Origin of the sequence: uncultured Maribacter sp. (assembly GCF_963975365.1) — a bacterium.
Taxonomy (GTDB): Bacteria; Bacteroidota; Bacteroidia; order Flavobacteriales; family Flavobacteriaceae; genus Maribacter.
In genome coordinates, this window is the sequence record NZ_CAXBGF010000003.1 from 189,879 (window position 1) to 203,491 (window position 13,613).

The window sequence follows — 13,613 nt, forward strand, 5'->3', positions numbered from 1 at the left end:
TTCTATCTTAAGATGGTCTAATTTGCACACTCTCTGCATCGTTATTTTTATGAACCTCTGCAACCGCAAGCTGGAAGTTTTTGCTTTGTGAATAGGTACTGTTGATATATTGTAGTACCGTAACGTCAATCGGTTTAAATTTATCTTCTTTTTGGTTATCTTGAACTTCAGAGAAATACCATTGCCCAGTTCCGTAGTGTTTTTTTAGACAGGCCTCTTTGCCATTCGATTGCAGTACAATGGCACTCTTTTCTTCAAAAAAGTTCTTTTTGCCAATTACTTCAGTAGACACGTAGAATGTTTCAATGCGAGAAATTGATTTGGATGCTATGCGATTGGTAAAACTATCCCATCGCAATTTCGCTTTACCATGGCCCTTCTCATACTTTCCTATTTGAAGCACACCATTTTGAACTCCTAAACACAAGTCATGTTTTAAGTTGGCTAGTACGGTAATGGCACTATCCAAAAAACGTTCCTTGAACTCTTGTTTGTCGAAATAAAGTGATTCCGGATTGGGTGCACTTCTTAGATATGATTGAAACACAAAATAACGGTCTGTAGCTTCCGTCAAGGTCATTATAGTAGCATTATCATCGGATAGCCTAAGATGAAATTGCCGGTTCATATATGCGGCGGGCTTAGTCATTAATCCCTCATCAGGTATTAAAATGCTATTTTTAAAATAGGTGTTGCTTTGGAAGGATTGCTGAACAACTTCGTTATAGAATTCACTTATTTTTTCCCAATCTTTTTTGGGAGTTTGGTGTATCTCTTTTTCAAGAAACATATGTTCCAAGCGAAGTTCCTTTCCCGATTGGGGGTGTTGGTAAGCAAAATGCTTTTGTACTCTTTCATGGTCATAAAGTTTCCATAATGGAATATTTTCATGACTGTTCGAAGCCATATAGAAAGTTTTATTTTCTATATCATAGCCAAATTGCACTTCGGTCAAATTGTTTTCTCCTTCCATGACCTTTACTATGCCAACAGGAACTATTTTGTGGTCATTACTAACAAAGTGTTCCTTCTCCTTCAAATACTTCAAACGGCTTGTAAGTTCTTTGCTGATTTGACCTTTTCGAGCCATTTCCAAACGTTTTACATAGGTAAGTCTTTTCAGGTCTTGTATATCTTCTGGTACTACCTTCCCGTATTCGAGCAATCCGAATTCTTTAAAATCGGGATTCTTGTTCATGACCCTATAATTATTTAGGGAATAGTAGATTCTTTTAAAAGTAAGCATAGCTTTTTGCCAACCCTTGGTTTTATTATTCTCCATGATTGTTATTGTTTTGCTCTATTAACTCCGCATAAACGTTTCTTTTAAGGTTAAGTGAAGGAATGGGGTCTATTTTAGATTCGTTTTTTACTGTTTCATAATGCAAGTGGTAGCCAGTAGAGTTTCCTGAATTTCCAACCGTCGCAATGAGTTCGTGCTGTTGTATTTTTTGACCTTTTCTGACCAATATTTTATTTAAGTGACCGTACAAACTTTCAAAACCAAAGCGGTGCTTAATAATAATGTGATTGCCATAGCCATTGCTTGAATAGATGACCTCGGATACAATTCCGGAGGCCGTAGCATAAACTGTTTTGCCCAATGGAGCGGCCAAATCAATACCAAAATGTTTTTTAGTTTTTAAAGAAATCGGATGGGTGCGTATACCATACTGACTAGACAAAACATAATCTCCTTTCTCCAAGGGTACTGCGGATGGAAACTGTTGCAAAAGCTCTGGCCTGTACTTTAAATAGACCTCCAAAGAAGTCATGTATGAGTAATCAGGCATCTGATAGAGATAGGCTACAATACGCTCTTCAATGGCCGTTAACAAATGTTCTCTTTCTTTCAGTACCACTATGGTATCGGTTTGTTTTGAACTTAAATTCATTTCCAAACGCTGCCCGTACTGTTCCATGACGACTGTAGTTTCGGGAAGTCTTTTATCTGAATATTCCAAAACGTGACCGAAGAGATAGTATAATAACAGGACGGCTAAGAACAGCACATACGCCAGTTGTTTCCGTCCAAAACTTTGTAGATATCGTTTCGCATCGAATCGTATTTTTTTTAGTAAAAAGTTGGTCGTTTCAAAAATTATCATACTTTTGTTATATATTTACAAATATATTATTTATTTACAAATAAGCAATTAATTTAGAAAATGCATAGAAACTGGCTAACAGAAGACCACAATATTCATATTCCCAACCTCATGGAGCATTGGGGATATAAATGTATTACCGAGAAACGGACACATTTAATCTATAAAGGTGCTGGCTCTTATTTTGTAATCATCCATACCGCTGATGGATTTCTATATTATAAAGTACAACGTCCGCAGGAGAAGTTATCGGCATCGAATCTGATTATCGAACATGTATCGAAAATCGAAGGTGTTGATAAAGAATTGGTTTGGGGCAAGGTCGATAGGTATTATAGCGAAGTGCTAGAAGCCAAGGGCCTGATGACGAATAGTTCAAGTTTTGATGGGCTTGAAAAGGTTGGAACGGAATTTAATCACTTCTTATCCTATAGTTCTCCTTTTCGAGATAATCCTGAAGAGTTATATACTGGTGTAGCAACTTCCACCCCTTTTGCCGAGCGTGTATTTCAGGGTAAAGACGACCAACCGCTGTTCCCTTTGTTCAATATTCAAAATGAAGTCTGCGGTTATTTTACAGATACGACCAAAACGGTACTGCCCTATGAGGAATCAGCAATAAAACATTCCCTTTGGTATTCCAATATCCCTAAATCCATTGAAGGATTGTTCCTTTTCAAGGACCCAAAAGAAGCATTGGCTTTTCATACCAAATTCCAATTAAAAAACGTGGTTTATTTAGCTCTAGGTGATATCAATTCCCAAACAACGGATATCCTTTTTCAGATTCAGCGATTGACCAAAGTAGATAAGCTCCACTTGAGTTTTACGGGCGATAAAAAAATCGAGGGGTACTTGCGCGACCTCCATTTCATATCCTATATCCAGGGTTTCGATTTTAAGTTGAGCCTGACAGATAGGGATATGTTGTTGCGGTTCCCCGTTGGAGAAGAAAAGTCCTTTTCCAAATTTTATGACCATACAAAGCGGTTCAATCAAGAATTGGCCAAAAGCTTTTTGAAGTACAACAAAATAATCGATCAAAATATGGTCAATAAATATAGTGTCCTAGTATCCAAGGATGGAGAAAATATCAAAGTTCGATTGCCATTGGAAACAAATGCTATAAAGTTGGTAGTCTGGTCATATTACAAGAACTACTTGAACAAGACGATAGAGATATTAAAGCCTACCACCGATAATTGGTATTCGGAATGGGCGACGACTAAAAATCAAATCAAGAAAGGGAAGGAGGTGCATTTAAAAGAATATAGAATCGCATTATAAGAACTGAGAAGTTCTAAAATGGAAAAAGGACCCTCCGGTCCTCTTTCCTTCAAATTTCCTTAACAAGCAGATCACTCACGAAATGCTCGTTATTCAAATGTAATTAAATTCAAATTCCTTAACAATTTAAATCACTCAAAAATGGAAAAACAAGTAGAAAAAGTTTACGTAAAACTCAACCAAGTATGGCAGAAAGGCGACGCGGTCGCAGTCAACGACACTACCTATAAGGTTAAGACACCGGATAACCTGACCTTTGAAATCGAAAAGGGCAGTAAGTATCTTGAAAAGCAGAAATTCCCGGCGCAACGTTTCGCAATGGGCGAAGCCAAAGAGCGTCTTGAAGGAGCTTATATCAGTTTTGACAAACTTTCTGAGAATGTTCAAGATGCTATCGTCAAAGGCGAAGAATACCTGCATCAATCGGCCTACCCGAAAGATGGAGTCATTAAGGAAAGTGTTAAAATGATTCAGATGGTCTATAGTTCTACTTCAGGATCTAGGCTAGATGTGCAAATCAAGCGCAACGAACCTGTTAAATTGGAAAATGCCGAAGCCTACCAGCATCAATTTACCAAGGAGGAATACGACACCATGGTCAAGGAAGGTAAGACGGTTGTGTTCACGGGCACATCGTTGAGTGGAGAAAAGTTCCCGAAGTTGGCCTATTATGAGCCGAAAGTGAACGATATCAGGACGAAATCGGCTTTAACCTCCAATACTTATCTCTACGGGCAAAAATTGACCCAAGAACAGGCTACTTCCATTAACAATGGTATCGAAACCAAGATTACTATTGAGAAGACCAAGAAAGGACCTGTTACCTACATGGTAACTTACAGTCCTCGTGCCGAACGCTTTATTACCAAATCATTGGAAAAAGCAAAGGCTCAGGAAGTAGATAAAAAAGAGCACATGGCTGTTGTCGGCGAAAAAAAAAAGAGACAGCCTAATAATGCCATGAGCCTCTAATTCCAATTTTACTAACTCAATTTAGTGGCCGGCATCCTCGTCATGTCGGCCATTTTAAAATCTTCCGATGTCAAGTCCGAACTACAAAGATAATCCTGAGCACTACAAACAATTAATTGCTAAAATCAATGAAGGGGCGAATTTTCCCATATACCTACATCAAAATGGGTATGTCTTGATAAAGCAGAGTGCAGGATCAATGGAGTTCCAAAACGATGAAGACCAGATTGTGTTACAGACATCAAGAAGCCCTTTTACCTATTTCAATCGAAACGATTCCCTTGACAAAGGATTATTTTTCAAGTATCTCTTGCAACGAAGTCCAAATTTTTATATCGCGGTACAAAACGGTTTAGAAACCATTAACCAAAAGCATGAGATTAAAACTATCGATTTGAAAACTGAAAAATCAAAACGGTCGGCAATATCCTTAGAAGAAAATTACAATATCGTTCCGTTGCGCAATGCAACCTATTTACGAAAGGACAGACAAATCTCAAATGAAACGATAAACAACCAATTATTCAAAGGTCGCATTTTTAACGCTTATCACATAAGGGATAATGGAGGCAAAATTGCCAATATTGCTTTTCCGAAGTACGATTTGGAAAACAATCCCAAAAACTATATTCTCTATAACAAGCCATATCGCGGGAAAGCCGACAACAAAATCAAAAAGTTTCGACTGGTACTGAACCAAAAAGACCGGTTCCTTTTTTACTCAAAGCCAATAGCAAATCCAACTCGAATAATCTTTGGTGAAAGTGGCGCTGACCTCCTCTCCTATCACGAGCTTCACGGAAAATCGAATAACTTTTATATTTCCTTCGGAGGGAATGTATATAGAGAAAAATTGCAATTTTTTGTACAGCTTATCAAACCTTATTTAAAAACCAAAACAGTTGATTTGGTTTCTATTATGGATAATGATACTTCTGGACATGAATTCGATTTGAAGGTATTTACAGCGGTCATCAACCACTATAATAAGAACGTTTATATTGAAAGTTCCATCAGAATGGATATAGTAAATTTACATATACATTATACAGAGGGAGTCAGACACCGTATATCTAAACATAAGGATTTAATACATAAAGGTTTGACATCCGATATGAAAAGAGACGACCCTATTTTAGGTATAGTCAAATGTATCGTATTTTCTGATAAGTTCCTTTTGGAATTTCCATTGAAAGAAACCATCGATGCGAAGCATATCGAGCAAAAAGGTAGTGTGTTCCATACCCTAATAAAAACAGTCAATGCACTATATCTGCCATTTAAAACCAGCATGCATAAATCACTAGGAAAGGACTGGAACGATGACCTTCGGGAATCCAAAAAAATCAAATATCTAAAAATGGAAAAGGTTTTCCAGAACAAGCTGACCGTAGGGGACAAAATCGAAATAAACACCATCAAAGGGCCCGAGGGAACAAGCAATCAAGGCATAATTAAAACCATAAACGAGAAAGGGGTCGAATGTGATTTCGGGCTAAGGTATACCTATGCCATTCCTTATTCCGCCATTGCATTTCATTTTAAGAAAATCACACCCGAAAATGGTGCGAAAGAAAATATTACATTAGAAAAGAACAGCAAAAACGTTAACTTACAAACCCATACTTTATGAAAATCATGGAACCATTATCCGAAGAATTAAAGGACAATCAATACTACGTTTCCCTTTTGGACGAACTTATCGTAGAAAACGACCAACTTTTAAAACACCGTTTGCAAAAGGCGGACACCTATGCCCGTTTCATCAATGAACAAGCTGGCTTGTTGATGGACCAGACCATCGATTATATTCGAGAAAACGAGACCTCATTTTCGATTGCATCTTCCACGCTTATCGAACAATGGAAGGAACGGATGTTCAACTAATTCATCACTTCATTTCATAATTCCAAGGTTTTATCATGAAGGACAAGAATTTGGCATTTTCGGCCATGCTACTCTCGGTGGCATTTTTCGCGGTTATAGGTTTTACGACCTATTATCCTCTCCTACATGGTCAAAAATGGAATTCTGAACTATCGGCTATCGTCTACCGGTTTTTGATACGGTTTGAACTCCTACAGCATCCACTTAAAAGCAGAGGATTATTACTGATGTGCATTTTAGGGGCAGTACTACTTTACAACCCAAGAAAAAAAGAAGGTAAATCGTTATCGGGTGGACTGCTATACTTTGGCTTGGGATGTCTTTTACTATTGGTGTCTGGATATATTACCTCTGCCCATATTGGCCTAATCTGGTCTTCGGTCGCTCTATACAGTATCGGTTTTCTATTCGCAGTTTCCGGTGCGGTACATCTTTTTCAAGTGATGAACTTTGGTAATTTGGCCGAGGATGATCCTTTTAACGATGAGAACGAAACATTTAAGCAAACGGAGAAACGGGTCGATACCGAATATTCCGTCAACATAGCTTATGAGTACAGATATAAAGGCAAAATAAGAAAAGGCTGGATTAATTTTGTCAATCTTTTCAGGGCTTTGTTGATTATTGGAACGCCAGGAAGTGGAAAGTCTTTCGCATTGATAGAGGAAATTATAGAACAGTTCATAGAAAAGCGATTTACCCTTCTAATCTATGACTTCAAGTTCGATACCCTCAGTAAAATCGCCTATAACTACTGGCGACGAAAAAAGGAAACATTGGAAAAGTCGAAATCTGAGGAAATCTCGGAAATGCCCGACTTCTATACCATCAGCTTCGACAATATCGAAAAATCGCATCGCTGTAATCCAATAGACCCCTATTTGATGACGAACCAGACAGACGCTGCCGATGCCGCAACAATCATCATGAAAAATTTGAATAAGGACTGGATAAAAAAGAGTGATTTTTTCTCAAAGAGTGCCATTAGTTTTGTGTCCGGGCTTATTTGGTACCTCAAAAAAAAGTCGGAGGCTCTTGGCAAGAATATTTGTACCCTACCCCATGTAATAACCCTATCTACAGTCAATATCGAATACCTATTGGAAATCATGATGCAGGAAGTGGAAGTACGTAGCCTTATGATTCCTTTTAAAGATGCTATGGAAAGAAATGCGGGCCAACAATTGGCAGGTCAGACCGCAAGTGCCCAGATATCGCTTTCGATGTTGGCCAACAAAGAAATCTATTATATTATGACCGGTAATGATTTTCGATTGGATTTGAACAATCCAAAGAGGCCAAAAATACTTTGTATACAGAATAATCCAGACCGTTCAGAAGTCTATGCAGCCCCCATTGGTTTGTATATCAATAAAATTCTACAAGTCGTGAATAAACCTGGCGGTAGACCGTTGGGATTGATTCTTGATGAACTACCCACCGTATTTATCATGGGGCTTCGTAAAATCATCGATACCGGACGATCACATTATGTGGCAACGATTTTGGGTATTCAAAGTATAACCCAATTGATAGCCGACTATGGCAGGGAGTTGGCCGAGGTCATTTTCGATAATTGTTCCAATGTTTTTAGCGGTGCCGCAAAAGGGGAAACTGCCAAACGGGTCAACGAGATATTTGGCCGCATCCATCAAGAGAAAAAGACAAAGACTATTTCCAACAATGATACTACTGTAAATTTTAGCACAATACTTTCCGAGCTTCTTCCCAAGAGCAAGATTACCAGTATGTCGACCGGTCATTTCGGTGGTATTGTCGCGGATACTTTTGAGCACCCTATACCACAGAAATTATGTTTCGGCTTGATAAGGCCAAATATGGAATCGAAGAAAATTCAAGGGAAGTATGATATTCCGGCACACACACATTTTAAAAGTAAGGACCATAAAGAATTAGTCGAAAGTAAATTAAGGTTGATGAAGACCCTTAATTTCTTTGAAATCATTGGCAAACTTGACTTTGACCAAACGGACTATCTGGGCTTTTATAATAGCTATTTAAAAGTGTTTTCTGCCGAACATTATAAAAATCCTATCCACCGAATGCAGTTTATTACTTTAGGTAAGGAAATGAAACTCTTTAACCATCTACAAAAAATAGAAGAATTAACGAATGCCAATATTGTCTGTAATGAACTACTTGCAACTTTTATTGCAGGTTTGGTAGACCGCATGTTCGTAAACAAAGAAATTGATGCGATTTTGGATGCCAATTTTTTAAAGGTTATCAAGGATATTGATGAACTGGTTCAAGAAGAATACGTGGCTTGTACTGGAAAACAACCGAAACTGGCGGTATTTGATAAGGACAAAATGGGGGATGAAATTGGTGCATCATTGGAGAAAGACCAGGCTATCGCTAACCAGTTTATGAAAGACTATAACAAACGTACCAGCAGGGAATTGGCCGACGCATTCCGTAAGGTACATGAAATCCCTACTTTTGAGAAAGTTGCTGTTGCATCTAAAGATGTGGCCGCGGTATACGGCGGGAATACCTTTAACGATTCGGAAGATTTGTTCTCCAGCTATCCCATTGAAATGCTAGAAGATTAAAAAGATTAAACTTAAAATATATGAAAGACATAGACGAAATTATGAGAGCCTCTGTCGAGGACTTTGATTACATCGGAGATCGACTACGTATTATACGTGACGAACTTATTGAAAAGGACACCGGCAACAAACGTACAAGTGAATTTTCAAGAAAAACCATTTCAGACCGTTTTGACATGGATTACAACACCCTTGCCAACGTAGAACGGGGAACCGTGTCGCTGACGACCATAAAATTGGTTTTGTACTACTATACCTTGGGCTATAACCCCATGTGGATATTGTCGCCCGACAACGAGTTCATTCCCAAGCACAATATCGGCGAGAACGTAGTGTATCAAACCGATGTACAAGAAGAATATAAAGATCTCGAATCTGTCATTGTCAATGCTTTGATGGAGTTCAAAAAGAAGATTTAAAACTGTAGACCGACCATCGCATTCAAAGGGTATCACAAAATGTGATACCCCTAAAAAAGAAAGACATGACGAAAGTTGTACCTGAAATCATCGCCAATACCATACAATACTTTAGAGGCCATAAAGTAATTCTGGATTTTCATCTTGCAAAACTTTATGAGGTGGAAACACGTTCTTTAAAACAGCAGGTGAAACGAAACCTTGATCGGTTCCCCAAAGATTTTATGTTCGAACTTACGCCAAATGAAATAGAAGAGATGGTATCACAAAATGTGATACCCAACAAAAGTATATTTGGTGGCGCAGTACCCATGGCCTTTACCGAACAAGGTGTTGCAATGCTCTCTAGTGTATTAACGAGTAAAAAAGCCCTCGATGTCAATATTGCCATCATGCGGACCTTTGTACAATTGCGAAAGCTCTTAGAATCTAACAAGGAGCTGGAAAAGCAAATACTCTCCATGGAACGGAAATACGACCAACAATTCAAAGTTGTTTTTGATGCGATAAAGGGACTTATCGTGAAGGAGAATGAGCCTAGGAAACGAATTGGATATTAATAGTCGAGTTTTTAACCCATAGTGTTAACACCCTTTTGTTTTTATCTAAAATATTCTTCATAAATATGATTATTCTGATTGATTTTGAGCTACTTACAAAACGTGTTTTTTTTAAGGAGGTTACCTTGAATAATTTAAAGTTTAAATAACTAGTTTAAACTATCTCGATAAATTATAGTGCCATTCTTTGTCTATTGTTCAGTCCAAACTCTCTTAGATCCATTTCTTGCTTTATAATTTACTATTCAGATTTTTTATTGGTTCAACCTAGAATTATAATCTTGAAATTGAAATACATATTGATATCTTTCGTTTAATTTTGTCGTATATTTAAATTATTAGTGGGACAAATCGATCACATAAAGAAAATTGCGCGGTATGGTTTAGAAAACGATCGTGAAAGCTTACTTAAATCTTTGAATGAATTCATCGAATTTTACAAAGAGAGTAAAAAAATCAACCTTGCTCTTCAGTTACAATCTTTGTTAAAGGAATCTAATCGAAATAGCGGTAACTTAACTAAAGTAGGTTCTGATCACTATTTTAATCAGCAAAATGAAAGAGAAATCAATGACCTTTTTATTGACAAGCTAAAATCTGATTATAAATTAGAAAACTTAGTTATTGATTCTGAAGTAAAAAATGAACTAATTTACTTTATCAAAGAAAATAATTCCATTGAACTTTTACAGAAGTTTGAATTACCTGTTTCTAATAAACTCTTATTACATGGTCCTTCGGGTTGTGGCAAGACTTTAGCGTCATACGTTATTGCTGGGGAATTAAATAAACCAATGTATGTTGTTAATTTAGGAGCAATAGTGTCCTCTAAACTTGGAGAAACTAGTAAGAATCTTACGAAAATCTTTAAGAAAGCGGCAATGGAAGATAGTATCATATTTATTGATGAATTTGATTCTTTAGGTAAAATAAGAGACTATAATCAAGATCATGGTGAGATGAAACGAGTTGTGAATACAATTCTTCAACTTTTTGACTATTTACCTCAATCGTCCATAGTTATAGCAGCAACTAATCAAGAAAACATGATAGATGAAGCTCTGCTTAGACGTTTTGATGTGAATCTGGAGTTTTCATTACCTAATAAATCTCAAATTGAAGAATTGATTCATTTGACACTTAAAAAAGGTAATTTCTCAATACCTTCGAAGACTTCCTTAAATAAGATTATCAAACAATGTGAAACCCTAAGCTATTACAGCATTCAGAAAACTTTAGTTAATGCTATTAAACGCACACTCTTCAAGCAGTTAGATGATAAAAAATTAGGACATAAAATTGACGTTTCCGTTTGGTCTGAATTAATTAATCTTGAAAAAAAAGCATTAAAAAAGTAATTAATTTTCCACCTCCAAATCTAAATTAGCATCTGTTTCTGCTTCACCTATTAGGGTTAAATCATTGATAGCAAGCATTTCATTATACAGATTATTTTCGGTATGATTTTTCTGTTCCTCTCTTATGTGTATTACTAAAGAAAATGCGTGTTCATTATTTTCTAGGTAATGTTTCAAATTTTCACTTATGTTCTCTTTTGATAAGCAACGAATAGCCACAGCCATTTGTCCATTTAAAGAATTGATGTCGTTGGGTTGAAGCCTGTATTCCTTACTTTGGGCATTTGAAAAAAGAATATTTTCCTTTCCAAAATGATCTTCACTCCATGAAAATCCTTTTTTCGCAACGATTTCTTCTGCATTTTTTGTGGCAATATCTTTTATGGAAAGGTTTTTCATCAAATTAAAAGACATGTGCAATGGTAAATAGCCCAAATGATTTCCTTTATCAGTATAGGAACTATAGGCAATTGATATTCTGAAGATTAATTTGTTCTCAGCAGTTTTTAGATATTCTGGTAAGAAAATTGGGATAGAAGCAATCTCAAGCAGTTTTATTTTATCTTCAACCACCATCGTGATTGATTTATTATCAGAAACCAATGATTGATTTCTATTCGGTACGCCAAAACCAATAAGTTTCCGCAATAACTCACCACTATTTTGAAAAAGTGGTAGTTGCTTAGCCTTATAATAACTGGCTCTGTTAATTAACAAGGCTTTTATTGATTGAACATTTAAATCAGGATACATTCCCTCTATTTCTGCTGCTATTGAAGTAATTAAAGGAGCGGAAAGACTTGTACCTGATGCTCTTCTAAAATAGTTGTCGGCAGGACTCGCTATAATTTCAATACCAGATTCCTCATTTAAAAGGTCTCCTCCATCAAACACTAAATCAGGCTTGTTTAAATTTTTGTTCTTTTGATTTTGCTTAAAATCTGTTGTATTTAACTTTTGTTCATAATCAAAATGAAACTTACGCGTATAATATGCAGGATAAATATTGGCAGGGGTAAGGTCCGAATTGTCACTTTCTTCTATATTACCTGCTAACGCTCCAATAGATACATTATTTAGTGATTCTGAAGGAGTACTGATGTTTGTATTTTCACAATTATGAACAGGAGATGTGGTATCCAATTTATAATAGAATTCGGGATAGCCGTGATCATTATGAAAATTTGTCGTCAATAATTCCGTTAATGATGTAGAATCAAAATTACCTACCGATATAAAAATCAAAACACCAAGTTCGTGGGAAAGTCGATCAAGTTCATATGCAAACTCTGAAAAAGCCTCGTTATATTTTTTAGGATAAAATACTAATGACATATTGAATATACGAACGCCTTTATCTTGATTTGCGGTTCTTATTGCCTGTAGTAGCATTGGGAAATTAATTCCGCCATTATTGTTATGGAGTACTTTTATAGCTAAAACTTTGCACTTAGCTACATAAGAATTTTCAACCGAAGAAGGTAAATCTTGTCCAAAAATGGCTAAACCCGCAACCAACGTACCATGACCAGAATGATCTGCATTAGTTTCTCCCGTTATGTTGATACCTCCCTCCACAATCAAATTGTTAAAAGGTTCTATTGTATTCACCCCAGTATCAATAATTCCGACAGTAGGAAGGTTTTCTGGTACTTCTACTTCAAAACCATGTTCCATTCTGAGGGTACCCAACATTCCAGGTCTAACATTTAGTGCCCTGGAGCTACTTATGCTTTCTATTATGTCAAAATTTTGTTCAATATTATTTACTATATCGTTACTCGCGTGATTTAGATAAAAAAGATCTTCACTATTGTTGGTTGAAAACGACAAATTGGCTTCACTAAGAAATTGCTTTAATCTTTCTTTTTGAAGATTTGCAATTTCTATTGATACAGATTGAATGACGGAAAGAATTATATCCTTCTCTTCATTAGTTCTAGCTCTTTTATCAATAAAACGAAACTTGTAAATTGTAGCGATTAGGTTATGTTCTTCTCCTGAATAAGGCACATCCTCATCTAGGCTAATTATAAATTCTATATCCGCTTTGAAAAAATCAAATAAGCTTTTGTCAACTACCTCAAAAACAACTGTTCGGTTGAAATCACTATAAGAGACTGGTAATAGACCATATTTCTGAAAGAATTTATTTTTTAAGTCTTTATTAAAAATTGGGAAAAACCGAATCTCAATTAAATCAATATACGCGGGAAATTCAATGGTTCTTCTATTATATCTCCTCTCATACGTTTGAATAAAGGAAGTATAATAATTTCGGAGATTGGTGACCTGAAATTGTTTTATAGTAGGCTCTTCGGGACTTTCTTCAATTGCTTCTGGAGAAAATCCTCTCTTACGGTTAAAACTATTTTGTTGATTTTTTTTATTATTGAGATATACGTGTTTGTTATTCATTTTCTACAAAATTATCGAGCAAATCTGC

Annotated in this window: 11 protein-coding genes; 8 read left to right on the plus strand and 3 right to left on the minus strand. The window is 36.3% G+C overall.

Features of this window, described 5'->3' with window-relative positions:
• Positions 1-7: 7 nt before the first annotated feature.
• Together AACZ49_RS05580 and AACZ49_RS05585 are read right to left on the minus strand one after the other, a co-directional pair.
• Positions 8-1,282, minus strand: coding sequence for a hypothetical protein (locus AACZ49_RS05580; protein WP_339652515.1), 1,275 nt, complete (start codon positions 1,280-1,282; stop codon positions 8-10).
• A complete protein-coding gene (locus AACZ49_RS05585) occupies positions 1,272-2,108 on the minus strand; it encodes a M23 family metallopeptidase (protein ID WP_339652517.1) in 837 nt (278 codons plus the stop codon). The genes AACZ49_RS05580 and AACZ49_RS05585 overlap by 11 nt, the downstream gene beginning before the upstream one ends.
• Before the next feature lie 60 nt (positions 2,109-2,168).
• Between AACZ49_RS05585 and AACZ49_RS05590 the strand changes: the two genes are divergently transcribed.
• The 8 genes from AACZ49_RS05590 to AACZ49_RS05625 all read left to right on the plus strand — a co-directional run bounded on the left by AACZ49_RS05590 (position 2,169) and on the right by AACZ49_RS05625 (position 11,167).
• Positions 2,169-3,395 (plus strand): hypothetical protein, encoded by a 1,227-nt coding sequence (locus tag AACZ49_RS05590; protein WP_339652519.1) that lies wholly within the window; start codon positions 2,169-2,171, stop codon positions 3,393-3,395.
• Positions 3,396-3,536: 141 nt separating this feature from the next.
• Positions 3,537-4,367 carry a hypothetical protein gene (locus AACZ49_RS05595; RefSeq protein WP_339652520.1) on the plus strand — a complete coding sequence of 277 codons (831 nt, stop codon included), beginning with the start codon at positions 3,537-3,539 and terminating at the stop codon, positions 4,365-4,367.
• A 67-nt stretch (positions 4,368-4,434) separates the two neighbouring features.
• On the plus strand, positions 4,435-6,000 hold the full coding sequence (locus AACZ49_RS05600; RefSeq protein ID WP_339652522.1) for a hypothetical protein: 1,566 nt from the start codon (positions 4,435-4,437) through the stop codon (positions 5,998-6,000).
• Positions 5,997-6,254: a hypothetical protein gene (locus AACZ49_RS05605; protein WP_339652523.1), complete on the plus strand. Its 258-nt coding sequence runs from the start codon at positions 5,997-5,999 to the stop codon at positions 6,252-6,254. The genes AACZ49_RS05600 and AACZ49_RS05605 overlap by 4 nt, the downstream gene beginning before the upstream one ends.
• Before the next feature lie 35 nt (positions 6,255-6,289).
• Complete coding sequence (locus AACZ49_RS05610; RefSeq protein ID WP_339652526.1) at positions 6,290-8,830, plus strand: type IV secretory system conjugative DNA transfer family protein; 2,541 nt, start codon at positions 6,290-6,292, stop codon at positions 8,828-8,830.
• Positions 8,831-8,871: 41 nt separating this feature from the next.
• Positions 8,872-9,249, plus strand: coding sequence for a hypothetical protein (locus AACZ49_RS05615; RefSeq protein ID WP_339652527.1), 378 nt, complete (start codon positions 8,872-8,874; stop codon positions 9,247-9,249).
• A 65-nt stretch (positions 9,250-9,314) separates the two neighbouring features.
• Positions 9,315-9,809, plus strand: a complete 495-nt coding sequence (locus tag AACZ49_RS05620) for an ORF6N domain-containing protein (RefSeq protein ID WP_339652529.1) — start codon at positions 9,315-9,317, stop codon at positions 9,807-9,809.
• A gap of 341 nt (positions 9,810-10,150) precedes the next feature.
• The gene (locus AACZ49_RS05625; protein WP_339652531.1) at positions 10,151-11,167 is read left to right on the plus strand and encodes an AAA family ATPase; all 1,017 of its coding nucleotides are present in this window, start codon (positions 10,151-10,153) and stop codon (positions 11,165-11,167) included.
• On the opposite strand, the gene AACZ49_RS05630 is transcribed toward AACZ49_RS05625, so the two are convergent.
• Entirely contained in the window at positions 11,168-13,585 is a 2,418-nt protein-coding gene (locus AACZ49_RS05630; RefSeq protein WP_339652532.1) for a S8 family peptidase, read from the minus strand.
• Positions 13,586-13,613 lie beyond the last annotated feature (28 nt).

Excerpts from the sequence above, each read along its gene's own strand:
- AACZ49_RS05580 (WP_339652515.1), bottom strand. The coding sequence starts at position 1,282 with ATGGAGAATAATAAAACCAAGGGTTGGCAAAAAGCTATGCTTACTTTT.
- AACZ49_RS05585 (WP_339652517.1), bottom strand. The coding sequence starts at position 2,108 with ATGATAATTTTTGAAACGACCAACTTTTTACTAAAAAAAATACGATTC.
- AACZ49_RS05590 (WP_339652519.1), top strand. The coding sequence starts at position 2,169 with ATGCATAGAAACTGGCTAACAGAAGACCACAATATTCATATTCCCAAC.
- AACZ49_RS05595 (WP_339652520.1), top strand. The coding sequence starts at position 3,537 with ATGGAAAAACAAGTAGAAAAAGTTTACGTAAAACTCAACCAAGTATGG.
- AACZ49_RS05600 (WP_339652522.1), top strand. The coding sequence starts at position 4,435 with ATGTCAAGTCCGAACTACAAAGATAATCCTGAGCACTACAAACAATTA.
- AACZ49_RS05605 (WP_339652523.1), top strand. The coding sequence starts at position 5,997 with ATGAAAATCATGGAACCATTATCCGAAGAATTAAAGGACAATCAATAC.
- AACZ49_RS05610 (WP_339652526.1), top strand. The coding sequence starts at position 6,290 with ATGAAGGACAAGAATTTGGCATTTTCGGCCATGCTACTCTCGGTGGCA.
- AACZ49_RS05615 (WP_339652527.1), top strand. The coding sequence starts at position 8,872 with ATGAGAGCCTCTGTCGAGGACTTTGATTACATCGGAGATCGACTACGT.
- AACZ49_RS05620 (WP_339652529.1), top strand. The coding sequence starts at position 9,315 with ATGACGAAAGTTGTACCTGAAATCATCGCCAATACCATACAATACTTT.
- AACZ49_RS05630 (WP_339652532.1), bottom strand. The coding sequence starts at position 13,585 with ATGAATAACAAACACGTATATCTCAATAATAAAAAAAATCAACAAAAT.